This is a genomic window from Xylanibacter brevis ATCC 19188, assembly GCF_000621725.1.
GTDB lineage: Bacteria > Bacteroidota > Bacteroidia > Bacteroidales > Bacteroidaceae > Prevotella > Prevotella brevis.
Genome location: NZ_JHXM01000013.1, coordinates 54266 through 78597, shown reverse-complemented (window position 1 = coordinate 78597; position 24332 = coordinate 54266). Strand labels below are relative to the sequence as shown.

The following is a 24332-nucleotide window of genomic DNA, read 5'->3' as shown; positions in this document are numbered from 1 at the left end:
ACGTTGTTTGTACTAACCTATCAGCTCTCTCCCAGATGGTGTACATCCCAAGAGCAAGCTGATAGGCTGTTCTATCATCAAAAGAAATTAGCTTTTACTTAATTATCAATTTATCACTTCCAGCAGCTTTGAAGCTCATGTCCAGACCTTTCACGCTGTGAGTAAGAGCACCAAAGGAGATAAAGTCCACACCAGCCTTGGCATAGGGGATCATCGTGTCGTAGGTGATGCCACCCGACGACTCTGTCTCGGCACGTCCGTTGACAATCTTCACAGCCTTTGCAGTGTCTTCGGGTGTGAAGTTGTCGAACATGATACGGTCGCAACCCTCGGCCAAAGCCTCGTCAAGTTCCTTGAAGTTGCGCACCTCACATTCGATCTTCAAATCCTTACCATGATCCTTGCAATACTGTTTGGCACGGCTGATGGCATTGTGCACGCCACCACAGAAGTCGATATGGTTGTCCTTCAGCAGGATCATATCGAACAAACCGATACGGTGGTTCATGCCACCACCAATCTTCACGGCCTCCTTCTCCAGCATACGCATGCCGGGAGTCGTCTTACGTGTGTCGAGCACACGTGTCTTGGTGCCAGCATCGATCAGGGCCTGCTGATAGCGGTGGGTCATGGTGGCAATGCCACTCATGCGCTGCAGGATGTTCAGCATCAGGCGCTCTGTCTGCAACAGGCTCTGCTCACGTCCTTTAACGCTCATGACGATATCGCCAGGCTTCACATGCGCGCCATCCTCTACATATACCTCTACTTGCAGTTCGGGGTCGAAACGACGGAACACCTCCTTGGCAATCTCTACACCAGCAAAGATACCCTCCTCCTTAATCAGCAACTTCGACTCACCCATGGCATCTGCAGGAATGCAGCACAACGTGGTGTGGTCGCCATCACCGATATCCTCGGCAAAAGCCAGGTCTATCAGTTTGTCGTTCAGTTCTTCTACACTTAACATGACTTTCAGATATTGAAACAACAATTATTCAAAATAGATACCAAGACCGATACGGATACCAAAACCGCTGTACTCCACATGATCCTTCAGGCTCAGGTTGTAGTACACCTCTGGCTCCAGCGTTACGGTGCGGTTCAGGAAGTAAGCATAGCCCAACTGGACCGTAGGCAGGAAATCATCAAACTTATGACGGTGAACATAGTTGGCACCAGCACCCAGATAGAGTCCGTTCTGCTCGATATAGTAACGAATACCGGCACCTGCTGAGAGAGCATTGGGGCCCACCTTATGCCAGTCATAACCCAAGTTGGCTGTTACCATCCAGTCGTCCTCGAACAGATAACCACCTTTGGCATTAAAACCCATCTTCAGGCTCTCTGCTTTAGTATAGTCAAGATTAAAATTAGAAAGACTTGCAGATGCATAATACTTGTCCATGCCAAATGGCGGACGATCCTGTATCTGTGCATTACCAGTCAATGAGAAGACAAAACCACAAAGGGTCATTAAAAAGAATCTTTTCATAAGTAATTTATTTTAGGGTTTTACGATAATTTGCTAACCAGATAATGAACCATGCGGCAGAGAGTATCGCCGTTAATGCAGCAATAACTCCAGCATATTCAGTTTCCAAATGGAATGCCTGCTCTGAAAGCAGATAAGTTACACATACCGTAGTCATAAATACGGCTGGGATAAAAGTAACCAAACAATTTCTCTTCTCACGAACCAAATAGACCGTGATAGCCCACAATGTAAAGACAGACAATGTCTGGTTGCTCCAACCAAACCAACTCCAGATCACATCGAATCCATCTGGATTAGCCATCTGCCAGATGAGTAAAGCTATAACTGCCAAGAACATAGGTATACATACATAGAGACGCTTACGTATGCTTCTCTGTTCCAGACGGATGAAGTCAGCAATAATCAGACGAGCAGAACGTAGAGCCGTATCACCACTGGTGATGGGTGCTGCCACCACACCAAGGATAGCCAAGACACTACCAAACACGCCTAACCAGTTCTCGCTCACCATATTTACAATAGCAGGAGCCTTACTGATAATAGCCTCACCGCCCTCCATTTGCTGATAACCTGCAACAGGTTCATTATAGAAGAAATACATGGCCACCGTAGCCCAAATGAGCGCTACGAAGCCTTCTGTAATCATGGAACCATAGAAAATAGGACGTCCCATTTTCTCATGTTTCACACAACGAGCCATCAACGGACTCTGTGTTGCATGGAAGCCACTGATAGCGCCGCAAGCAATTGTAATAAATAAACATGGGAATATATTCTTTGTGGTCAGCGAAGCTTCGCCTACCCCTTCCCACAGTTCTGGAATGTCGGGCTGCTTGATGAATAGCATCACCAGGAATGCCACTGCCATAAACAGCAAGGAGAAGGCAAAGAGTGGATACACTTTTCCAATAATCTTATCAATTGGCATCATCGTAGCAATCAGGTAATAGAGGAATATTACCACAATCCAGAAAGTACTATTACTGAGGAAAGCAAGTTGTGTGCCCTCTGTATGGAACAAATTCTGAAGCAGAGAAGCCGGACTGTAAACAAACACTGCGCCTACCATCATAAGTAAGAACACAGAGAAAATAAGCATCACTTGCTTAGGTACATTACCCAAATAACGTCCGATAATCTCAGGCAAGTTGGCACCGCCATTACGAATAGAGAGCATACCACTCAAGTAATCATGCGTAGCACCAGCAAAAATACATCCTAATACAATCCATAAGTAAGCCGCAGGACCAAACTTAGCACCCATGATAGCTCCGAAGATAGGTCCGGTACCCGCAATATTCAGAAACTGAATCATGAAGATCTTCCAACCCGGTAAAACCATAAAATCTACGCCATCTGCCTTTGCCACTGCAGGCGTTTGACGATCATCTGGACCAAAGATACGCTCCACAAAGCGACCATAAATAAAATAGCCCAAAACAAGAGCCACGAGGCTCACAACAAACGTAATCATTTTGCTTATTTTTGTGAATTAGCAATGCAAAAGTACTATTTTTATTTGAAATATGAAAAAAAAAGCCTAACTTTGCACGAAATTTTAATAATAATAATGAGATATCGTTTCATTCTATTCATACTACTTGTTGGTTTGCTTACTATCCAACCAACAAAAGCCCAATTTTCCTCTTCTCCCAAACACGAAGTCCGCGCTATGTGGCTGACCACCATTGGTGGCATCGACTGGCCCAGATCTTCCGGACAGAAGGCCCAGAAACTTGAGATGATCAGTATTCTCGACCAACTGAAAGCGGCTGGCATCAACACGGTCTTATTTCAAGCTCGTGTCAGGGGCACCACCATGTACCCATCGAAGTATGAGCCTTGGGAGACCTGCCTGACAGGCACCCCCGGCAAGAATCCCGGCTATGACCCTCTGAAGCTCTGCATCGACCTTTGTCACGAGCGAGGCATGGAATGCCACGCATGGGTAGTCACCATCCCCATGGGCAACTGGAACAAGATTGGCTGTAAGACCATGCGTCAGAAACACCCCAACCTGGTCAAGCGCATTGGCGACGATGGTTTCATGGACCCCGAAAACACCCTGACGGGTGATTATCTGGTGAAGATATGCCGCGAGATTGTGGACAACTACGACGTTGACGGCATCCACCTGGACTACATCCGTTATCCTGAGACGTGGCCTACCAAACTGAAGGCCAAGAAGACCATTCAGCAGCGACGCAACTACATCACAGACATCGTGAGAAAGATTAGCCATAGCATCAAGCCCCGCAAGCCATGGATCAAGTTCTCGTGCTCGCCAATAGGCAAATACGACAATCTGAGACGCTACTCTGCCGGTGGCTGGAATGCCCATACTGCCGTATCGCAAGATGCACAACTATGGCTGAAGGAAGGTCTGATGGACGAGCTCTTCCCCATGATGTACTTCCGCGACAACAACTTCTTCCCCTTTGCCATCGACTGGAAAGAGAACAGCAACGGCCGACTCATCGTGCCGGGCTTGGGCATCTATTTCCTGGATCCTAAAGAGGGCAAATGGGAACTGGATCAGGTGGCACGCCAGATGAACGTGTGCCGACAGATTGGTGTGGGCCACTGCTACTTCCGCTCAAAGTTCTTCACCGACAACACGAAGGGCATCTACGATTACGCCCGTGCTTTTGATGCCACACCGGCATTGGTACCACCTATGACATGGGCCACAAAGTCGGTGCCCAGCGCCCCTAAATCGCTATCGCTCGAAGGCACTCGACTGCACTGGGGAGCTGCTCACGACGACAGTGGTGCTCCATATTTATTATACAATGTCTATGCCTCCGACACCTATCCAGTAGATATCACCAAGGCAGAAAACCTGGTAGCCGTGCGACAGACCAAAACATCCATTCAGGTGCCAGCCCATAAGTACTATGCCGTCACGGCCATGAACCGCTTTGGCATCGAGAGTAAGTCCATACAATTACATCACGGAAAGGCTACTCAGACACCACGTCAATCCACAGGTCCAGACCAGTTCTTCTCCGAAGGAAATGTATTCGTACTTCCTACAAAAGAGAACACACTGGACGCTAAGTATATCATTATAGAAACACTTCAAGGTCAGACGATTACGATTATTCCTTACACCAGGACTTTAGACGTAAAGAAGATTCCTAACGGCATCTATCAATTGCGCTCTTTAGGTCGCAACGGACGTAATCATCGCATTGGTTTCTTAACCATTAAAAGACCTTAAGAAAAGGGAACGGAAAATAATATTATATTTTTTCGTTCCCCTTTTTCTTATAATTCGGAAGAATTAAGTAACTTTGCACACGGAATCGTAAACCCAAAGGATAATAAAGAAATTATGGCAATTAAAAAACTCAAAAAGGTACTAGTGCTCGGTTCAGGTGCACTAAAGATTGGACAAGCAGGTGAGTTCGACTACTCTGGTTCGCAGGCATTGAAAGCCCTGCGCGAGGAAGGTATCAAGAGCGTGTTGGTAAACCCCAACATCGCCACCATCCAGACCTCAGAAGGCATCGCCGACAAGGTCTATTTCCAGCCCGTCAACACTCATTTCGTCACCGAGATCATCAAGAAGGAACGCCCCGATGGTATCCTCTTGGCATTTGGTGGACAGACAGCTCTGAACTGCGGTACTGAGCTGTATCAGAATGGCACACTGAAGGAATACGGCGTCGAGGTGCTTGGCACCAGTGTTGAAGCGATCATGAACACTGAGGACCGTGACCTTTTTGTGAAGAAGCTCGATGAGATTGAGCTGAAGACGCCCGTCAGCCATGCTGTAGAGAACATGGACGACGCGCTGAAGGCAGCCCACGAGATTGGCTTCCCCATCATGATTCGTTCTGCCTATGCACTGGGTGGTCTTGGCTCGGGTATCTGTCCTGACGAAGCCGCCTTCAAGGAGTTGGCAGAGAGTGCTTTCACCTTTGCACCACAGATCTTGGTAGAGGAGTCTCTGAAAGGCTGGAAGGAAATTGAGTTTGAGTGCATCCGTGATGCCAACGACCGTTGCTTCACCGTGGCCTCAATGGAGAACTTCGATCCCCTGGGCATCCACACCGGTGAGTCTATCGTGGTAGCACCCACCTGTTCGCTGACTGAAGAGCAGGTCAAGATGCTGCAGGACATCACCATCCGTTGCGTACGCCACCTGAACATCATTGGCGAGTGCAACATCCAGTTTGCCTTCAATGCCACGACCAACGACTATCGCATCATTGAGATCAATGCTCGTCTGTCTCGTTCTTCTGCTCTGGCATCAAAGGCTACAGGTTATCCTCTGGCTTTCGTAGCAGCAAAGATTGCATTGGGCTACACCCTCGACCAGATTGGCGAGATGGGCACCACCAGCAGTGCTTATGTAGCTCCCTCACTCGACTATATGATTTGTAAGATTCCTCGTTGGGACCTTACCAAGTTTGCTGGTGTAAGCCGTCAGATCGGTTCTTCGATGAAGTCTGTGGGCGAGATCATGTCTATCGGCCGCAGCTTTGAAGAGATGATTCAGAAGGGCTTGCGCATGATTGGTCAGGGCATGCACGGATTCGTGGGCAACGACCACACCAAGTTCGAAGACCTCGACGACGCACTCCAGAACCCCACCGACCTGCGTATCTTTGCCATTGCACAGGCACTGGAAGAGGGTTACACCATTGAGCGCATCGAAGAGCTTACCAAGATTGACCCCTGGTTCCTGGAGCGCCTGAAGCACATCGTGGACCTGAAGCACCAGTTGCAGACCTACAACAAGATGGAAGACTTGCCCGATGCCCTGCTGCTCGAAGTGAAGCAGGCCGGCTTCAGCGACTTCCAGATTGCCCGCTTCGTCCTGAAGCCCGAGACTGGCAACATGGAGAAGGAGAACCTGGAGGTGCGCAGCTATCGCCAGAGCCGTGGCATCCAGCCCTCTGTGAAGCGCATCCCAACGGTTGCTTCTGAGCATCCCGAACTGACCAACTATCTGTACTTCACCTACCTGCCCACCGTACAGCACGACATCGCCTACTATCACAACGAGAAGTCGGTGATCGTACTGGGTTCTGGTGCCTATCGCATCGGTTCGTCGGTAGAGTTTGACTGGTGTTCTGTCAACGCCATCAACACCGCTCGCAAACTGGGCTACAAGTCTATCATGGTGAACTACAACCCCGAGACCGTATCTACCGACTATGATATGTGCGACCGCCTCTACTTCGACGAGTTGTCATTGGAGCGCGTGCTCGACGTCATCGAACTGGAGTCGCCTCGCGGCGTCATCGTCAGCGTGGGCGGACAGATTCCTAACAACCTCGCCATGAAGTTGCACCGCCGTGGTGTTCCCGTGCTGGGCACCTCGCCAGTGGACATCGACCGTGCAGAGAACCGCGACAAGTTCTCAGCTATGCTCGACAAGCTGGGCATCGACCAGCCTGCATGGCGTGCGCTGACTTCGTTCGACGATATCAAGGAGTTCGTAGCAGAGGTAGGCTACCCCGTACTGGTGCGTCCTTCTTACGTACTCTCTGGTGCTGCCATGAACGTCTGCTACGACGAGGAGGAGCTGCACCGCTTCCTCAACATGGCTACCGAGGTGTCTAAGGAGTTCCCCGTTGTAGTGTCTAAGTTCATGACCGAGACCAAGGAGATTGAGTTCGACGCCGTAGCCGACAAGGGTGAGGTCATCGAGTATGCCATCTCTGAACACGTAGAGTATGCCGGTGTTCACTCGGGCGATGCCACCATGGTGTTCCCCGCTCAGCACATCTACTTCTCTACCATCCGTCAGATCAAGAAGATCGCTCGTCGCATTGCTGCCGAGCTGAACATCAGCGGACCATTCAACATTCAGTTCCTGGCCAAGAACCGCGAGGTGAAGGTTATCGAGTGTAACCTCCGTGCTTCTCGTTCGTTCCCCTTCGTTTCAAAGATTCTGAAGCGCAACTTCATCGAGACAGCCACCAAGATCATGCTGGATGCCCCCTACTCTCGTCCCGACAAGTCAGAGTTCGACATCGACCGCATCGGCGTGAAGGCCTCTCAGTTCTCGTTTGCCCGTCTGCAGAATGCCGACCCCGTACTGGGTGTTGACATGTCGTCAACCGGTGAGGTGGGCTGTCTGGGCGACGACCTCAACGAGGCATTGCTCAACGCCCTGATTGCCACTGGCTATCGTGTACCTAAGAAGGGTGGCGCCATCCTCATCTCTAGCGGTGCTGCTAAGGGCAAGGTGAGCCTGTTGGAGCCTGCCAAGCAGTTGGTAAAGCAGGGCTTCGAGGTTTATGCCACACCAGGTACTGCTCGTTTCTTCAACGACAATGGCATTGCTGCCAAGTCAGTGGCATGGCCTGATGAAGAGGGCGACAACAACGTGATGAAGATGATTGCCGATCATAAGTTCGACTTGATTGTCAACGTACCCAAAAACCACTCTAAGCGTGAGCTGACTAATGGCTACCGCATTCGTCGCGGTGCCATCGACCACAACACGCCCTTGATGACCAATGTTCGTCTGGCCAAGGCCTTCATCGAGGCCTTCACAGCCATCGACGAGAGCGACATCAAGATTAAGAGTTGGCAAGAATATAACAACTAAACTCTAGACCATCTAAAGCAAAGCGGATGTGTTCATTACTGAGCACATCCGCTTTTTGTTTTTTCCCGCTTTATCTTTTATATTGAAACCGCCTGTCTGATATACACTCCCCCAGACAGAACAGTTGGAATAATGGGCCTATTCCGAATCGACACCAGCACTTTTGCACATCAATACTGGCGCTTTCAGGTATCAATACCAATGCCTTTAAACACTAAGAGTGGCAGTATGCTGTCGGTTCTAGCCCCTGGAACACATAATTCTAGACCCTAGAATCGGTCGTTCTAGACTCTAGAATCAGTCGATCTAGCCCCTAGAATGGAGTATTCTAGACTCTAGATCGGGATCAAAAGTGCCACTATTGCAAGACAAAAGTGCCACTATTGCAAGACAATAGCGTAACTATTGGAATAGAACAGTTACGCTTTTCATCAGGAATAGTGCCACTATCCTCTTAGAGAAGTGCTGCTATTCTCATAGAAAAGTGCCACTATTCTCGGAGAAAAGTGGCACTAAAATGGGGGTATTATATGAGGGAATTTAATTCTTACTGAGCACGGGCTTGCCTGCTTCTATCCAGGCATCGGTGCCGCCTTCCATGTTTACAACCTTGTAGCCTTCCTTAGACAGGAACTCTGCAGCAGAGGCACTTCTGATACCGCTGCGACAATAAACAGCGATGGTCTTGTTTTTGGGCAACCGACTGAGGGCTGCAGACTTAAAGGAATCGGCTTTGTAGTCGATGAGCAACGAGCCTTTCAGATAGGCATCCTCATATTCAGAGGCAGTACAGACATCGAGCAGCACCACACTGTCGGAACCCGAAATGAGGCGATGAAAGGCTTCCACATCAACGGTTTTGTAGTCCTTGCAGGGAGTGTTATGACCACGGAGCACCCATGCCACCCCAAGGACAATGGTCAGCAGTAGAACAAGTGTCAACTTATTAGATCGATTCATAGGTTTTAAACATCAAAAGATTATGGTGCAAAAGTAAGCATTTTCGGTCAAAAGCCAAAACATTCTGCGAAAAAAGCGCATTATTAGACCAAAATACGCTATCTTTGCATGTAAAAAACGAAGAAACACGCAATATTAGATATGAAACAAACCAAGATACTCTTTGTCTGCCACGGTAATATCTGCCGCAGTCCTATGGCCGAATTTGTGATGAAGAAAATCGTTGCCGATGCCGGTCTTGAGGATTCGTTCTACATCGAGTCGGCAGCTACCTCGACCGAGGAGATTGGCAACGAGGTCTATCCACCGGCCAAGCGGAAGCTGGCCGAGCACGGCATCTCGTGCAAGGGAAAGACGGCACGACAGATGACCCGACAGGACTATATGCGCTTTGACCTGCTGGTGGGCATGGACGACTGGAACATACGCAACATGAAGCGCATCTGTGGCGACGACCCCGACGAGAAGATTCACCGCCTGATGGATTTCACGGTGCGTCCCGGCGAGGTAGCCGACCCTTGGTACACCGGCAACTTTGAGGCCACGTGGAATGATGTGCTGGAGGGATGCACCGATCTGCTGAGGAGTATCGTTAAAAATTAGCTAAAAGCTAACGCATTATACTATTTTTTTCCTACCTTTGTGGCGGATATGACAGAACTATTAGAATTTACAGCACCCGAACGCGAGCTTGCCCTGCAGCTCTATGCTGAGCTGAAGGACAAAATCATATCGACACTGGAACCTGCCGATGAGGAGAAGTTACGCAGTCACCTGATGGAGCTCATCAGTCAGAACATCGTGCATCGCAACGTATTCGGGCTGAACCCCATCATCACTGCTGTCCAGACAGCCCTGCTTGTGGTCGACGAGATAGGACTGCGCAGGGATGCGGTCATCGCCGTCCTGCTCTATCCCAGCATCGAGGCCGAGTACACCACCATCGACGAGGTGAGCGAGAACTACGGTGAGTCCGTGGGACGCATCCTGCACGGCTTGCTGCGCATACAGGAGCTCTACAAGAAGAACCCCGTCATTGAAAGCGAGAATTTCCGCAATCTGCTGCTCTCGTTTGCCGAGGACATGCGTGTGATTCTGATCATGATTGCCGACCGCGTGAACCTGATGCGACAGATACGCGACTCAGACAACGAAGCCGGCAAACGCGAGGTCTCGGAAGAGGCAGCCTACCTCTATGCCCCACTGGCCCACAAGCTGGGTCTATACAAGTTGAAGAGCGAACTGGAGGACCTGTCACTGAAGTACCTGGAGCACGACGCCTACTACATGATTCGCGAGAAGCTGAACGCCACCAAAAGTGCGCGTGATGCTTATATCAAAAACTTCATTGCGCCTATCGAGAAGAAGCTCATCGAGGCCGGTCTGAAGTTCCACATGAAGGGACGCACCAAGTCCATCCATTCCATCTGGCAGAAGATGAAGAAGCAGAAGTGTGCCTTCGAGGGCGTCTATGACCTCTTTGCCATCCGCATCATCATCGACTGTCCGATAGAGAAAGAGAAACAGCAATGCTGGCAGACGTTTGCACTGATCACCGATATGTACACCTCTAACCCCAAGCGCATGCGCGACTGGCTCACCGTGCCAAAGACCAACGGCTACGAGAGTCTGCACATCACCGTGCTGGGACCCGAGCAGAAATGGGTAGAGGTGCAGATACGCACCGAGCGCATGGACGACATCGCCGAGCGCGGTGTGGCTGCCCACTGGCGCTACAAGGGCGTGAAGGCCGAAGGCGGCATGGACGAGTGGCTCAACGGCATCCGCCAGATGCTGGAGGAGTCGAGCGGCATAGAGGCCATGGATCAGTTTAAGATGGACCTCTACGACGATGAGATCTATGTGTTCACACCCAAGGGCGACCTGCTGAAATTCCCCAAAGGTGCCACCGTGCTCGACATGGCCTACCACATCCACTCGAAGGTGGGATCGGCTTGCACGGGCGCGCGCATTAATAATAAGGTGGTGACATTCCGCCAGGAACTGCACTCGGGCGACCAGGTGGAGATCATCACTTCCTCTACGCAGTATCCTAAACAGGAATGGCTCAACATCGTCAAGACCTCGAGAGCCAAGGCCAAAATTAGACTGGCCCTGAAGGAGACCCAACAGAAAGAGGCGCTGCTGGTGAAGGAAATGCTAGAACGTAAGTTCCGCAACCGCAAGATAGAACAGGACGAGAGCCTGATGATGCGCACGATGAAGAAGTTGGGCTACAAAGAGGCCAGCGACTTCTATCGCGACATTGCCCGCGAGACACTGGAAGTGCAGACCGTGTTCGACAAATACCTGGAACTGCAGCAAGGCGAGAAGGTCATCACGGGCGACAACATCGCGCGTTCGGCCGAGGAGTTCACACTGGAAGACTCGAAGTTTGCCAACCCCAACACGCAGGTTGCCGACGACGTGCTCGTCATCGGCAAAGACCTGAAGGGCGTTGACTACCAGTTGGCCCACTGCTGCAATCCCATCTATGGCGACGAGGTGTTTGGCTTTGTCACCGTGAACGGCGGTATCAAGATTCACCGTTGCGACTGTCCGAATGCGCCCGAGATGCGCCGCCGCTTTGGCTATCGCGTGGTCAGGGCAAGATGGAGCGGCAAGGGCTCGAGCCAGTATGCCATCACGCTACGCATCATCGGCAACGACGACCTGGGCATTGTCAACAACCTCACGTCGATTATCTCGAAAGACGAGCGACTGGTGCTGCGCAGCATCAACATCGACTCTAACGACGGACTGTTCCGTGGCAACCTGGTCATCATGATCAACGACAACACCCGCCTGGAAGCGCTCATCAAAAAGCTGCGCACCGTGAAAGGCGTGAAACAGGTTGAAAGAATATAACCCACACACAACAATGAAAACTAAATTCGTGACTTTTGGAGAACTGCTGCTGCGATTCTCAAAACAAGATCACCAACGACTGTCGCAAGGCGACTACTTCACCAGTAAATACGGGGGTAGCGAGGCTAATGTGGCTGTGTCGCTGGCGATGCTAGGCAACGACGTGCAATACGTCACTCGCCTGCCCGACACACCTGTTGGACATACCGGCATACAGAACCTGATGCAACTGGGTGTTGACTGCCGACACATCCTCTTTGGTGGTCAGCGCATAGGCACATACTACATGGAACCGGCTGCAGGCATGCGCTCGGCTAAAGTGATCTACGACCGTGCCGGTTCGGCCTGCTCGGAGATAAAGCCCGGCATGATTCCCTGGCGCGAGATCCTGAAAGATGCCGCCGTGCTGCATATATCGGGCATCACGGCTGCCATCTCGCAGAGTTCGGCCGACGCCACCTTCGAAGCCCTCGACATTGCCGACGAACTGGGTGTCAAGGTGGCCTTCGACATCAACTACCGCAAGAACCTATGGCAGTATGGTGCCGACCCACGCCAGACGCTGAGGCGCATCCTCTCGCGCTGCGACCTGATGTTTGGAGATGCCATCGAATTTGAGTTTCTCTGTCAGCGCAAGCAACCTCCCTTCACGGCCACGGACTCCAGTTTTCAGATGCAAATGGACGAATATCGCGCCTGGTTCGACGACCTTCACAAGGAGTTTCCACGCTGTAAGAAATGGCTGATGGGCATGCGAAACATCGTGGCCTCCAACCACCACCTGCTCACGGCGCTGCTGTGGACCGACGGTGAACTGCTCAAGGCGCCTATCAACGACATCAACGGTGTGGTGGATGCCTCGGGCGTAGGCGACGCCTTCATGGCTGGCATGCTGCATGCCCTCAGGGCCTACCCCGACGACAGTCAGATGCAGCTCAACTACTCGCTGGCAGCCTCGACACTCAAGAACACCATTCCCGGTGACTTCAACCTGGCCACCGACGAGGAAATCACTGCGCTGCTATAGGCAAAGAATATTTTTAACCCGCTTATATATAATAAGAAACTATGCTATCAGAAAAAGACTTGCAACAGATTGCTCAACGTGGCATCAGCCAGGAGCAGATTGAAACCCAACTAAAAGAATTTGAAACAGGCTTCCCCTTCCTGCGTCTGGAGGCTGCCGCTGCCGTGGGCAATGGCATTCTGGCCCCCTCAGCAGATGAGCGTCAGTCGTATGTAAAAGCTTGGGAAGACTATAAGGCAGAAGGACACCGCGTGGTGAAGTTCGTACCCGCTAGTGGTGCTGCCAGCCGCATGTTCAAGAACATGTTTGCATTTGTGGATGCCGACTACGACGTGCCTACCACCGATTTCGAGAAGAAATACTTCAACGACATTGAGAAGTTTGCCTTCTATGAAGCCCTGAACCAGGTCTGCATAGAAAACGAAGGCAAGGACATCAAGACACTGATGGCCGAGGGCAACTACAAGGCAGTGGCTGCCAACATGCTGAAGAAAGAAGGTCTGAACTACGGTCAACTGCCAAAGGGCATGCTGCTGTTCCACAAATATGCTGAAGGTGCTCGCACACCTATGGAGGAACATCTGGTAGAGGGGGCACTCTATGCAGCCTCTAATGGTGAGGCCCATGTGCACTTCACCGTGAGCCACGACCACCTGGAGTTCTTCAAGCAGAAAGTGGCAGAGAAGGCCGACGGCTTTGCCAAGAAATATGGCATCAAATACGACATCACCTTCTCGGAGCAGAAGCCTTCTACAGATACCGTTGCAGCTAATCCTGACAACACACCTTTCCGCGAGGCCGACGGCTCACTGCTGTTCCGTCCCGGTGGTCATGGTGCGCTGATCGAGAACCTCAACGAGATCGAGGCTGACGTCATCTTTGTGAAGAACATCGACAACGTGGTGCCCGACCGCCTGAAGCCCGAGACCGTAGAGTGGAAGCAGGTCATCGCTGGTGTGCTGGTAACGCTGCAGAAAAAGGCATTCGAGTATCTGCGCCAGTTGGACAGCAACCCAACAGACGCACAGATCGCCGAGATTGCACAGTTTGTAGAGAAGTGCCTTTGCACCAATCCTAAGAACAACAAGGTGGACGCTGCCTACCTGAGAAGCAAACTCAACCGCCCCATGCGCGTGTGCGGCGTGGTGAAGAACGTGGGCGAGCCTGGCGGTGGTCCATTCCTCACCTACAATCAGGATGGCACCGTGTCTCTGCAGATTCTGGAGAGTTCACAGATTGACACCAACAATGCTGAGTACATGAAGATGTTCACCCAGGGCACACACTTCAACCCCGTTGACCTGGTTTGCGCTGTCAAGGACTATCAGGGCAAGCCATTCAACCTGCCCGACTTCGTTGACAAGACCACTGGTTTCATCTCTAGCAAGTCAAAGAGCGGCAAAGAGCTGAAAGCACTTGAGTTGCCTGGCCTCTGGAATGGTGCCATGAGCAACTGGTCAACCGTCTTCGTGGAAGTACCTCTGGGTACGTTCAACCCCGTGAAAACGGTCAACGACCTGCTGCGCGAACAGCATCAGTAATCGTTGCGTTATAAAGACAAGATATCCAATGGAGCAGCTACAAAGGTGGTTGCTCCATTTTCTTTCAGAAGGTCACGATCGCGGAAACCCCAAAGCACACTGATACAGGGCAGACCAGCATTGCGAGCTGTCTGCAGATCGACCTCGCTGTCGCCCACATACACAGCATTCTCTTTTCCCACACCCAGTTGTTTGAGGGCTTCTATCACGGTGTCGGGGGCAGGTTTCTTGCGGATGCCTTCTGATTCGTGTTCACCAATGGCCACCTCGACGGTGTCGGGGAAGAAATGACGACAGAGCGACTGCGTAGCAGCACAGAACTTATTGCTGACCACAGCTATACGCTTGCCCCTACTCTTCAACTCTGCCAACAACTCTGGAATGCCGGCATAGGGACGCGTCGTATCAAGAGAATGATCCATATAGTAGGCACGAAACGTGGCAAAGGCAGCCTCAAACTGAGGGTTAGCCTCACCAGAAGGTACTGCACGAACCATCAGCATCTTCACGCCATTACCTACAAAGCGGCGCACATCTGCCAAAGAATGTTCGGGCATGCCATGCGTTCTCATGGCATAGTTCACGGCGGCAGTCAAGTCCTCTAACGTCTCCAGCAAGGTGCCGTCAAGATCAAAAATGTATGTATCGTAGCTTTTCGTCATCTGAACCAATGATTAGATTTGAGGTGCAAAGTTATAAATATTTAGTCGATTAACGGCACTAGCTGCCGAATTAATTTGAAAATCTGGATAAAAAGAACCACCATCCATCACGGATGGTGGAAACTAACACAAAAACTAAGATTTTTCCACAGCCCTCTTCACAGATGGCCTGTGGTTGGGAATAATGGTTATATACACCTTTTGAGTCGTTATATAAATAACTTCTTCAAAAGCGATGCGAAATTACAAAAAAAAATTGAGGTAACAAGCATTTCACTGCATAAATCTGCTAAATGGGCAGTTAAATGGATAATAATTGCAATAATATAAGGTGGAAAAGCTACAATTTGCACATTATTGGAGGAAAAACAAAACTTTATTTCCAAAACATTTGCTAATATCAAAAAAAATGTATACCTTTGCACTCGCTTTTGAAAAACGGGTGTTTTCCAGAGTGGCCAAATGGGGCAGACTGTAAATCTGCTGTCTTTCGACTTCGGTGGTTCGAATCCATCAGCACCCACTTAGCTTTCACACTTATTTTGGTATTTTTACAGAAAGCATACAAATCCATTTTTTATTAGAAAATTCCTCAAAAAGTATTCGTAATTACAGAAAAAGCTGTAACTTTGCATTGCAAAACTTTAAAAGGGATACACACACATGCAAGACCATAAGAAAAAAGCCAAATATTACCTTTGGCCAGCAGCTATCTCGATGCTGATCATCGTAAGTATCATTTTTTACTATTTCTTTTGTACTTTCTCTAAAAGCAACGAAGATCAATTCGTCTATATCGATGGTGACGACACGCCCGATTCCGTTTACACGAAACTTGCAGATATTGCCAACAGTTGTCAGTTAGCGGGTTTCCGCACGCTGGCCCGACACTATGGATACGAAAAAAACATACGAACAGGACGATATCTCATCACACCAGGAATGAACACCTTCACCGTGTTCCGCCACATGAAAAACGGACATCAGCAGCCTATGATGCTGACCATCCCCGAAGCCAGAACCACTGAGCTTCTCGCTGGCAGACTTTCGCAGAAGCTGATGGTGGACAGCACAGAGCTGGTGCAAGCATTGACTTCAGAAGAGATTTGCGAGAAATACGGCTACGACACGGCCACCATCGTGGCTATGTTCGTGCCAAACACATACGAGGTTTACTGGGATATGACACTCGAGAAACTGATGCAGCGCATGCAGAAAGAGCACGATGCCTTTTGGACCGACGAACGACAGGAAAAAGCACAAAAGTTGGGACTGACTCCTAATGAAGTAGCAACGCTAGCAAGTATTGTGGACGAGGAAACGGCAAACACAGCGGAAAAGCCAATGATAGCAGGGATGTACCTGAACAGACTGAAGACCGGTATGCCCTTGCAGGCCGATCCCACGGTGAAGTTTGCCTTGAAGGACTTCAACCTGAAGCGCATCTACCACAACCATCTCAGCGTTGAGAGCCCCTACAACACCTATGCACACATCGGACTGCCTCCTGGCCCAATCAAAGTGGCAAGCATCAAAGGCATCGACGCGGTGCTCAACCGCCAAGCGCACGACTATCTGTACATGTGCGCCAACAGCGATTTTTCGGGCACACACGTTTTTGCCCGCAACTATCAGGAGCACCTACACAACGCAGCACTCTATGCTAAAGCACTCAACGAAAGAGGCATCAAATAAAGGCATCGTATAAAAAGCGAAATGCCCATCGTTTCGCAACGAAGGGCATATCTCAATAGGTATTAGTCTTTTTAAGGTAAAAAGATTGTATTCAGGATAACGAGTGCAAAGATAATTGATATAAGTCAACCATGCAAACTTTTTGATATGTTATTCAACATATGCCCGTTTTTTAGCCTGTTTTATATAAATAAATAAGGTGAAGAAATCGAATATTCTGATTTATTTTGTACCTTTGCAATCAAAATCAAAAAACAACTTACGGAAATGGAAGAAAAGACACTGAACGAAAACGAAGAGAAGAAAAGTCTTAGCTTCGTGGAACAAATGGTAAAGGATGATCTGGCAGCAGGCAAGAACGGTGGACGACTGCAAACACGCTTCCCACCAGAGCCAAACGGCTACCTGCACATCGGCCATGCGAAAGCCATTGCCATTGACTTCGGACTTGCAAAAAAATATGGCGGCACATGCAACCTGCGCTTCGATGATACAAACCCCGTAAAGGAAGACACAGAATACATTGAGAGCATCGAGCACGACATCAAATGGATGGGCTTCCAGTGGGCTAATGTTTATTATGCATCTGACTATTTCCAGCAACTGTGGGACTTTGCCGTATGGCTTATCAAACAGGGAAGAGCATATGTTGACGAGCAGAGCTCTGAAGCTATTGCACAACAGAAGGGCACCACAACAAGTCCCGGTACAAACTCACCATTCCGCGATCGCCCCATTGAAGAGAACCTTCGTTTGTTCGACTTCATGAACAGCGGAAAATGCGAGCCAGGTAGCATGGTGCTGCGCGCCAAGATTGACATGGCACATCCTAACATGCTGTTCCGTGACCCATTAATCTACCGCGTGCTGAACATTCCACACGTGAAGACTGGCGACAAATGGAACGCCTACCCCATGTACGACTTCACCCATGGTCAGTGTGACTACCTGGAGGGCGTGACTCACTCATGGTGTACGCTGGAGTTTGTGGAGCACCGCCCCTTGTACGACCTGTTCGTGACATGGATGAAGGAATGGAAGGGCGAAACCGATAATATTGAAGACAACCGTCCACGACAGACTGAGTTCAACAAGCTGAACCTGAGCTACACGCTGATGTCAAAGCGCAACTTGCTGGCGCTGGTCAACGAACACCTGGTGAACGGTTGGGACGATCCTCGCATGCCAACCATCTGCGGCTTGCGTCGTCGTGGCTACTCACCCGAGAGTCTAAGAAAGTTCATTGACAAGATTGGCTATACGAAACTGGATGGTCTGAACGACATTGCACTTTTGGAGAGTGTGGTTCGCGATGACCTGAACAGCAGAGCTCAGCGCGTCAGCGCAGTCCTGGACCCTGTTAAGGTTGTGATCACCAACTATCCTGAAGGTCAGACCGAACAACTGACAGCCATCAATAACCCCGAAAACGAGGCAGACGGCACACACACCGTGGAATTCAGCCGTGAACTGTGGATTGAGCGCGATGACTTTATGGAGGTAGCAGAAAAGAAATTCATGCGCCTGGCTCCTGGTAAAGAGGTGCGCTTGAAGAATGCATACATCATTAAGTGCGACGAGGAGCATGCCTGCGACAAGGATGCTGAGGGACGTGTGACCACCATCTACTGCACCTACGACCCTGAGACGAAGAGTGGTATGCCCGGTGCCGATCGTAAGATTAAAGGCAAGACACTGCACTGGGTGAGCTGCCACAACGCGATGAAGGCAGAGGTTCGTTTGTACGACCGCCTGTGGAAGGTTGAGAATCCACGCGATGAGATGGCTGCTATCCGCGATGCACAGCAGTGTGATGCAGTGACGGCCATGAAGCAGATTATCAACCCCAATTCTCTGAGTGTAAACAAGGAATGCTACATTGAGCCATTTGCAGCTAACATGCAGCCATTGAGCTACTTGCAGTTCCAGCGCATTGGATACTTCAACGTGGATCCCGACTCAACACCAGAGCATCCTGTATTTAACAAGACTGTAGGTCTTAGATCTTAATCAGATGTCAGTAAACGAAGGCTCAAACATTGATTCATACGACAAAGAGTTCACCGAGCGTTTAAACGAATACGAGAAGTCTGTTGAATCTGGACTTCCTGTCTTACTTGACGCCAATGAGCTCGCTGAGATTGCGGACTATTACCATATGCACGAACAGGAGGAAAAGGCTGAGAATGCTTTACAACTAGCACTCAGCCTTTCACCTGGTGCTATCGGTCCGCTGACCTACAGAATACACGAGGCCTTCGAGAGAGACGACATTGAAGCTGCCAAGGAATACTACGCACAGATAACTGAGACGGACAGCCCAGACTACGTCTATGACTGGGTAGAGATCCTATTGGCACAAAACAAAGAGGATGAAGCAGAGAACTATCTCGAAACTGAAATCGAAAAGATACCAACATCTGAGCGACAGGATTTTATCGTTGACATAGCGCATATCTATGAGCAGTGGGGCTACTATGCCCTGGCCATGAAATGGATATGTGGCGCTCAGAAAGAAGATTCACAGGACTTCAAGGAGATCATGGCTCACACCCTGCTGGGCCTTGGGAAATTCGAAGACAGCGAAAAGATGTTCGACGAATTACTAGATAAGTCCCCCTACTCTTCACAATACTGGATTTCACTGTCGAATGCCCAGCTGATGAAAGGCGACATCGCCAAGGCCGTGGAGAGCAGCGAATATGCCCTGGCCATCAACCCTGATGACACGGAGGCCATGCTGGCAAAAGCCAACGGGCTAAGCAACCTTGGCAACTACGAGGAAGCCCTGAAGTTCTACATGCGTGCACTCACAATCGTCCCCGACAACTGTGCTGCCCTTCTATTCACTGGTATTTGTCTTGGCAACTTGAACAGACATCAAGAAGCCATCAAAAAACTATTGCAAGCCAAACAAAAAGCCAAAGAATTCAACGAGGTACTACTACCTGACATCAACCACGAACTGGCTTTAACCTATTGTGCAAACAACGAGATAGATGAGGCGTTGGCATGCATTGATGAATTGGATAAGCTGGGAGAAGACAAGGCACATGTGCTACTGATCAGAGGACACATCCTTTTGAACGGCCGCAGAGTGGAGGAAGCAGAAAAGACCTTTAAGCAGGCCTTGGAAAAGGCGGCTAAACCGGCAGAGATGCTGCTGCACATCGCAGTGTCGTTCTTAGAAAACCAGATGGTGAAGGCTGCCTACGACCTGCTGAGGAGATATTTCCAAGTGGCTCCCACAGACGTCAAAGACGGTTATGCCTATATGGCGATGTGCTGCTACGACCTTAAAGACACCAAGGGCTTCTTAGAAAACCTGGATAAGGCCTGCAAACTGAACCCACAGGAATGTAAGAATGTTTTCTCAAACGTTTTCCCTGAAGAGGTGGCTCCAGAAGAATATTATAATTATGTAATAGGCAAGATTAACCTATGAGTTGGATATCAAGTTTATTAAGCAATCTGAATTATAGCACCATCTTTTTTTTGATGCTATTGGAAAGTACTGTCATTCCCGTTCCCTCTGAATTGGTGGTCGCACCGGCTGCTTATCGTGCTGCCACGGGCGATCTGGACGTTTTCTTAGTGATACTATTTGCCACCATTGGTGCTGACATCGGTGCCTCTATCAACTACTTCGTGGCGCTCTATGTAGGCCGTCCTGTCATCTATAAATTTGCCAATAGCAAATGGGGAAAGATGTGTTTACTCAACCAGAAAAAGGTAGAAAAGAGCGAGTCTTATTTTGACAATCATGGCATCATGGCTACACTGACAGGCAGACTCGTGCCTGGCATCCGCCACCTCATATCCATTCCTGCCGGACTGGCACGGATGAACTACTGGAAGTTCCTGCTCTACACCACCATCGGTGCTGGCGCATGGCACAGCATCCTGGCCGCCATGGGCTGGTATCTGCACACGGCCGTAGGAGATGTGAGCGATGAAGAACTAAAAAACATCATCGGGCAATACAACCACTACATCGTAGGCGGCATACTGGCTATCGTGGCTTTATTAATCGGTTATCTGCTGTTAAAGAGCTATCTAAAGGGAAAGAAGGAAAAATCATAGTCATTTGCTTGCGGATGTCATATAAAATACATATCTTTGCAAAAGAATCAAGAAATCAATAACAATTATGGCTCAAGTTAACAATCATCTCGTGATTATGGCGGGCGGCATCGGAAGTCGCTTTTGGCCAATGAGCACAACAGAACGCCCTAAACAGTTTATCGACGTCCTTGGCGTTGGCAAAACACTGTTGCAACTAACCGTAGAACGATTTGGCAAACTGGTCAATCCCCAAAATATCTGGGTAGTTACTAACCAAAGATACGTAGATATTGTACGTCAGCAACTGCCTGACATTCCACAAGGCAACATTCTGTGTGAACCGTGTCGCAGAAACACAGCACCATGTATCGCATATGTATCGTGGCGCATCAAGGCACAGGATCCTAAAGCAAATATCGTGGTGACCCCCAGTGATCATATTGTCATGAACGTTCAGGAGTTTCAACGTGTGATCAAGGAATGTATGGAGTTCACCGACGAAAGCGATGCCATTGTCACACTGGGCATGAAGCCCAATCGTCCTGAGACTGGCTATGGCTACATACAAGCAGACTTATCTAATAGTTCGCTGCGTAATAAAGGTATATTCCGTGTGGACTCTTTCCGCGAGAAGCCTGATTTGGAAACAGCGCAACAATATATTAAGAAGAACTATTATTACTGGAATGCAGGCATCTTCATCTGGAATGTATCGACGATTGTTAACGCATTCCGCGTATATCAGCCCAAGATGAATAAGATCTTCGAATCGCTTCTGCCCGTATATGGCACGCCACAGGAACAGGAAGTGATCAACGAGAAGTTCCCTTCGTGCGAGAATATCTCTGTAGACTATGCCATCATGGAGAAGGCTGAGGAAATCTTTGTCTGTCCTGCAGACTTCGGTTGGAGCGATCTGGGTACCTGGGGGTCTTTACAGTCGCACGTACGCCGCGACCTCTATGGAAACGCATGCATCGGAAACGACATCAACCTATTTGAGACACACAACTGCATGATACACACCACGCAAGAGAAGAAGGTGGTGGTACAGGGATTAGATGGCTACATCGTGGCAGAAAACGACAACACGCTGCTCATTTGCAAACTCTCTGAAGAACAACGCATCAAGCAGTTCAGCGGTGAAAACTAAATAATAAATATGAAGAATATAGCATTAATCACAGGAATCACTGGCCAAGATGGCTCTTATCTGGCAGAGTTTCTTTTAGATAAAGGTTATGAGGTGCACGGCACTATCCGCCGTTCATCGGTTGACTATCGTGAGCGCATCGCTCATTTAGAAGGAAAGAGTCACTTTCATCTGCACTATGCAGACCTGGGCGACTCGATGAGTATTCTTGGTGTCATCGGCAAAGTTCGCCCTACTGAGATTTATAACCTTGCAGCACAGAGCCATGTGCAGGTGTCTTTTGACTCACCTGAGTTTACGGCCGATGTTGACGCTGTAGGTGTGCTGCGCATTCTGGAAGCTGTGCGTCAGCTGGGAATGACAGAGACATGCCGTATCTACCAGGCATCGACCTCCGAACTGTATGGAAAAGTGGAAGAAGTGCCACAGAATGAGAACACCCCGTTCCACCCCTACTCTCCTTATGCCGTAGCAAAACAGTATGGTTTCTGGATTGTTAAGGAGTATCGCGAAGCATACAACATGTATTGCTGCTCGGGTATTCTTTTCAACCATGAGAGTGAACGCCGTGGTGAGACATTCGTGACCCGTAAGATTACGCTGGCCGCTGCTCGCATCAAGCAAGGCAAGCAGGACAAGCTCTATCTGGGTAACCTAGGCAGTCTTCGCGACTGGGGCTATGCCAAAGACTACGTGGAATGCATGTGGCTGATTCTGCAACAAAAGGAGCCAGAAGATTTCGTAATTGCCACCGGTGTGCAGCACTCTGTCCGCGAATTCTGCTATACAGCATTTAAGCATGTAGGCATTAAACTGGAGTTTGTGGGCGAAGGCGCTGAGGAGAAAGGCATCGATAAAGCAACAGGCAAGGTGCTTATCGAAGTCAGTCCCGACTTCTATCGCCCAACAGACGTGGTCAACTTGTGGGGCGATCCGACCAAGGCAAAAGCCAAACTGGGCTGGAATCCCAACAAGACCTCATTTGAGGAATTGGTGAAAATCATGGTGGACAGCGACATGGCCAAAGTGGCAGCAGAAGGAGCTGCAGCCAAAGTACGCACAAACCTAGCAGAGTATTTAGAGAAAGGAATCGTGAAATAATGGCACTAGAAAAGAATTCTAAGATATACGTAGCAGGGCACCACGGACTAGTAGGCTCTGCCATTTGGAACAACCTACAGCAGAGAGGTTACACGAATCTTGTAGGACGCAGTCATCAAGAGCTCGACTTGACAGACCAAGTAGCCGTCAAGAAGTTCTTTGATGAAGAGAAGCCAGATGCTGTGGTATTAGCAGCAGCATTTGTGGGTGGTATCATGGCTAACTCACTGTATCGCGCTGATTTCATCATGATGAACATGAAGATACAATGCAACGTGATCAGCGAGGCCTATGCACACGGCGTAAAGAAGTTATTGTTCCTGGGTTCGACATGTATCTACCCCAAAAATGCGCCCCAACCCATGAAGGAGGATTGCCTGCTGACAAGCCCTCTGGAATACACAAACGAAGAGTATGCCATCGCAAAGATCGCTGGTCTGAAGATGTGTGAGTCGTACAACCTTCAATACGGCACTAACTACATTGCCGTCATGCCTACCAACCTCTATGGTCCCAACGACAATTTCCATTTGGAGAATAGTCATGTGATGCCAGCTATGATGCGCAAAATCTATTTGGCTAAACTGATTCATGAGGGAGAATGGGAGAAGATTGCCATTGACCTGAACAAGCGCCCCGTAGAAGGCGTCAACGGCGATGCCTCGAAGGAGGACATTCTTCGCGTCTTAGCCAAGTATGGCATTGAAAACAATAAGGTCACCCTCTGGGGTACAGGCACGCCATTAAGAGAATTCCTGTGGAGCGAGGACATGGCCGATGCCAGCGTACACGTACTGCTGAATGTGGACTTCAAAGACATCATTGGCATTGAGAAATATTCAAGTGTTCACTTCGGAGCCTCAACAGACGGTGCCGTTGATCGCAACCACTCTGCAGGTAGAGGTGGAGCCATCCCCTCGCTGGGAGAGATTCGCAACTGTCATATCAACGTGGGTACAGGCAAAGAGCTGACCATCCGTGAGTTGTCTGAACTGATTGTGAAAAGTGTTGGCTTTGAAGGTACCGTTGAGTTTGATGCCACGAAACCTGATGGAACCATGCGCAAACTGATCGATGTTGAGAAGCTTCATTCTCTGGGCTGGACACACAAAGTAGAGATTGAAGATGGCGTTGACAAACTATTCCATTGGTATCAAGACAGTCTTCGATAGAAAAAGAACAAGTAAAGGA

The 24332-nt window shown here is 49.4% G+C and carries 18 protein-coding genes and 1 tRNA gene; 14 read left to right on the top strand and 5 right to left on the bottom strand.

Annotation, left to right across the window (positions count from 1 at the left end):
- Nucleotides 1-94: 94 nt before the first annotated feature.
- From nadC to T433_RS0108665, 3 genes are read right to left on the bottom strand one after another with little or no spacing between them, the layout of a single operon-like run.
- A complete protein-coding gene (nadC, locus tag T433_RS0108675; RefSeq protein WP_027450041.1) occupies nt 95-970 on the bottom strand; it encodes a carboxylating nicotinate-nucleotide diphosphorylase in 876 nt (291 codons plus the stop codon).
- 24 nt (nt 971-994) lie between these two features.
- Nucleotides 995-1495: an outer membrane beta-barrel protein gene (locus T433_RS0108670; RefSeq protein WP_027455525.1), complete on the bottom strand. Its 501-nt coding sequence runs from the start codon at nt 1493-1495 to the stop codon at nt 995-997.
- A 7-nt stretch (nt 1496-1502) separates the two neighbouring features.
- Nucleotides 1503-2972, bottom strand: a complete 1470-nt coding sequence (locus T433_RS0108665; RefSeq protein ID WP_027450043.1) for a carbon starvation CstA family protein — start codon at nt 2970-2972, stop codon at nt 1503-1505.
- Nucleotides 2973-3170: 198 nt separating this feature from the next.
- Between T433_RS0108665 and T433_RS0108660 the strand changes: the two genes are divergently transcribed.
- Both T433_RS0108660 and carB read left to right on the top strand, forming a co-directional pair.
- Nucleotides 3171-4721, top strand: coding sequence for a glycoside hydrolase family 10-like protein (locus T433_RS0108660; protein WP_248616505.1), 1551 nt, complete (start codon nt 3171-3173; stop codon nt 4719-4721).
- Nucleotides 4722-4835: 114 nt separating this feature from the next.
- Complete coding sequence (gene carB / locus T433_RS0108655) at nt 4836-8069, top strand: carbamoyl-phosphate synthase (glutamine-hydrolyzing) large subunit (protein ID WP_027455523.1); 3234 nt, start codon at nt 4836-4838, stop codon at nt 8067-8069.
- 540 nt (nt 8070-8609) lie between these two features.
- Here the strand turns inward: carB and T433_RS0108650 are convergent.
- A complete protein-coding gene (locus tag T433_RS0108650) occupies nt 8610-9029 on the bottom strand; it encodes a rhodanese-like domain-containing protein (protein ID WP_027455522.1) in 420 nt (139 codons plus the stop codon).
- Between the two features lie 141 nt (nt 9030-9170).
- Between T433_RS0108650 and T433_RS0108645 the strand changes: the two genes are divergently transcribed.
- Genes T433_RS0108645 through T433_RS0108630 form a run of 4 tightly spaced genes read left to right on the top strand, consistent with a single transcriptional unit; the run spans nt 9171 to nt 14465 of the window.
- On the top strand, nt 9171-9632 hold the full coding sequence (locus tag T433_RS0108645; protein WP_044109547.1) for a low molecular weight protein-tyrosine-phosphatase: 462 nt from the start codon (nt 9171-9173) through the stop codon (nt 9630-9632).
- Nucleotides 9633-9680: 48 nt separating this feature from the next.
- Nucleotides 9681-11897, top strand: a complete 2217-nt coding sequence (locus T433_RS0108640; protein ID WP_027450048.1) for a RelA/SpoT family protein — start codon at nt 9681-9683, stop codon at nt 11895-11897.
- 13 nt (nt 11898-11910) lie between these two features.
- Nucleotides 11911-12924 (top strand): sugar kinase, encoded by a 1014-nt coding sequence (locus tag T433_RS0108635; protein ID WP_027455520.1) that lies wholly within the window; start codon nt 11911-11913, stop codon nt 12922-12924.
- A gap of 41 nt (nt 12925-12965) precedes the next feature.
- Entirely contained in the window at nt 12966-14465 is a 1500-nt protein-coding gene (locus tag T433_RS0108630; protein WP_027450050.1) for a DUF4301 family protein, read from the top strand.
- 8 nt (nt 14466-14473) lie between these two features.
- On the opposite strand, the gene T433_RS0108625 is transcribed toward T433_RS0108630, so the two are convergent.
- Nucleotides 14474-15127 (bottom strand): HAD family hydrolase, encoded by a 654-nt coding sequence (locus T433_RS0108625; protein WP_044109545.1) that lies wholly within the window; start codon nt 15125-15127, stop codon nt 14474-14476.
- Between the two features lie 440 nt (nt 15128-15567).
- Here T433_RS0108625 and T433_RS0108620 point away from each other — a divergent pair.
- The 8 genes from T433_RS0108620 to T433_RS0108585 all read left to right on the top strand — a co-directional run bounded on the left by T433_RS0108620 (nt 15568) and on the right by T433_RS0108585 (nt 24313).
- Nucleotides 15568-15650, top strand: a tRNA-Tyr gene (locus tag T433_RS0108620).
- Between the two features lie 140 nt (nt 15651-15790).
- Nucleotides 15791-16822 (top strand): endolytic transglycosylase MltG, encoded by a 1032-nt coding sequence (gene mltG / locus T433_RS0108615; protein WP_027455518.1) that lies wholly within the window; start codon nt 15791-15793, stop codon nt 16820-16822.
- Nucleotides 16823-17089: 267 nt separating this feature from the next.
- The gene (locus T433_RS0108610; RefSeq protein ID WP_027450053.1) at nt 17090-18832 is read left to right on the top strand and encodes a glutamine--tRNA ligase/YqeY domain fusion protein; all 1743 of its coding nucleotides are present in this window, start codon (nt 17090-17092) and stop codon (nt 18830-18832) included.
- A gap of 4 nt (nt 18833-18836) precedes the next feature.
- Nucleotides 18837-20267, top strand: coding sequence for a tetratricopeptide repeat protein (locus T433_RS0108605; RefSeq protein WP_027455517.1), 1431 nt, complete (start codon nt 18837-18839; stop codon nt 20265-20267).
- Nucleotides 20264-20905 carry a DedA family protein gene (locus tag T433_RS0108600; protein ID WP_027455516.1) on the top strand — a complete coding sequence of 214 codons (642 nt, stop codon included), beginning with the start codon at nt 20264-20266 and terminating at the stop codon, nt 20903-20905. Before T433_RS0108605 ends, T433_RS0108600 begins: the two co-directional genes overlap by 4 nt.
- Nucleotides 20906-20972: 67 nt before the next feature.
- A complete protein-coding gene (locus T433_RS0108595) occupies nt 20973-22040 on the top strand; it encodes a mannose-1-phosphate guanylyltransferase (protein WP_027450056.1) in 1068 nt (355 codons plus the stop codon).
- Nucleotides 22041-22049: 9 nt separating this feature from the next.
- The gene (gene gmd, locus T433_RS15020; RefSeq protein ID WP_044109542.1) at nt 22050-23141 is read left to right on the top strand and encodes a GDP-mannose 4,6-dehydratase; all 1092 of its coding nucleotides are present in this window, start codon (nt 22050-22052) and stop codon (nt 23139-23141) included.
- Nucleotides 23141-24313, top strand: coding sequence for a GDP-L-fucose synthase family protein (locus tag T433_RS0108585; RefSeq protein WP_027450057.1), 1173 nt, complete (start codon nt 23141-23143; stop codon nt 24311-24313). Before gmd ends, T433_RS0108585 begins: the two co-directional genes overlap by 1 nt.
- The last annotated feature ends 19 nt before the right edge of the window (nt 24314-24332 follow it).

Excerpts from the sequence above, each read along its gene's own strand:
- nadC (WP_027450041.1), bottom strand. The coding sequence starts at position 970 with ATGTTAAGTGTAGAAGAACTGAACGACAAACTGATAGACCTGGCTTTT.
- T433_RS0108670 (WP_027455525.1), bottom strand. The coding sequence starts at position 1,495 with ATGAAAAGATTCTTTTTAATGACCCTTTGTGGTTTTGTCTTCTCATTG.
- T433_RS0108665 (WP_027450043.1), bottom strand. The coding sequence starts at position 2,972 with ATGATTACGTTTGTTGTGAGCCTCGTGGCTCTTGTTTTGGGCTATTTT.
- T433_RS0108660 (WP_248616505.1), top strand. The coding sequence starts at position 3,171 with ATGTGGCTGACCACCATTGGTGGCATCGACTGGCCCAGATCTTCCGGA.
- carB (WP_027455523.1), top strand. The coding sequence starts at position 4,836 with ATGGCAATTAAAAAACTCAAAAAGGTACTAGTGCTCGGTTCAGGTGCA.
- T433_RS0108650 (WP_027455522.1), bottom strand. The coding sequence starts at position 9,029 with ATGAATCGATCTAATAAGTTGACACTTGTTCTACTGCTGACCATTGTC.
- T433_RS0108645 (WP_044109547.1), top strand. The coding sequence starts at position 9,171 with ATGAAACAAACCAAGATACTCTTTGTCTGCCACGGTAATATCTGCCGC.
- T433_RS0108640 (WP_027450048.1), top strand. The coding sequence starts at position 9,681 with ATGACAGAACTATTAGAATTTACAGCACCCGAACGCGAGCTTGCCCTG.
- T433_RS0108635 (WP_027455520.1), top strand. The coding sequence starts at position 11,911 with ATGAAAACTAAATTCGTGACTTTTGGAGAACTGCTGCTGCGATTCTCA.
- T433_RS0108630 (WP_027450050.1), top strand. The coding sequence starts at position 12,966 with ATGCTATCAGAAAAAGACTTGCAACAGATTGCTCAACGTGGCATCAGC.
- T433_RS0108625 (WP_044109545.1), bottom strand. The coding sequence starts at position 15,127 with ATGACGAAAAGCTACGATACATACATTTTTGATCTTGACGGCACCTTG.
- mltG (WP_027455518.1), top strand. The coding sequence starts at position 15,791 with ATGCAAGACCATAAGAAAAAAGCCAAATATTACCTTTGGCCAGCAGCT.
- T433_RS0108610 (WP_027450053.1), top strand. The coding sequence starts at position 17,090 with ATGGAAGAAAAGACACTGAACGAAAACGAAGAGAAGAAAAGTCTTAGC.
- T433_RS0108605 (WP_027455517.1), top strand. The coding sequence starts at position 18,837 with ATGTCAGTAAACGAAGGCTCAAACATTGATTCATACGACAAAGAGTTC.
- T433_RS0108600 (WP_027455516.1), top strand. The coding sequence starts at position 20,264 with ATGAGTTGGATATCAAGTTTATTAAGCAATCTGAATTATAGCACCATC.
- T433_RS0108595 (WP_027450056.1), top strand. The coding sequence starts at position 20,973 with ATGGCTCAAGTTAACAATCATCTCGTGATTATGGCGGGCGGCATCGGA.
- gmd (WP_044109542.1), top strand. The coding sequence starts at position 22,050 with ATGAAGAATATAGCATTAATCACAGGAATCACTGGCCAAGATGGCTCT.
- T433_RS0108585 (WP_027450057.1), top strand. The coding sequence starts at position 23,141 with ATGGCACTAGAAAAGAATTCTAAGATATACGTAGCAGGGCACCACGGA.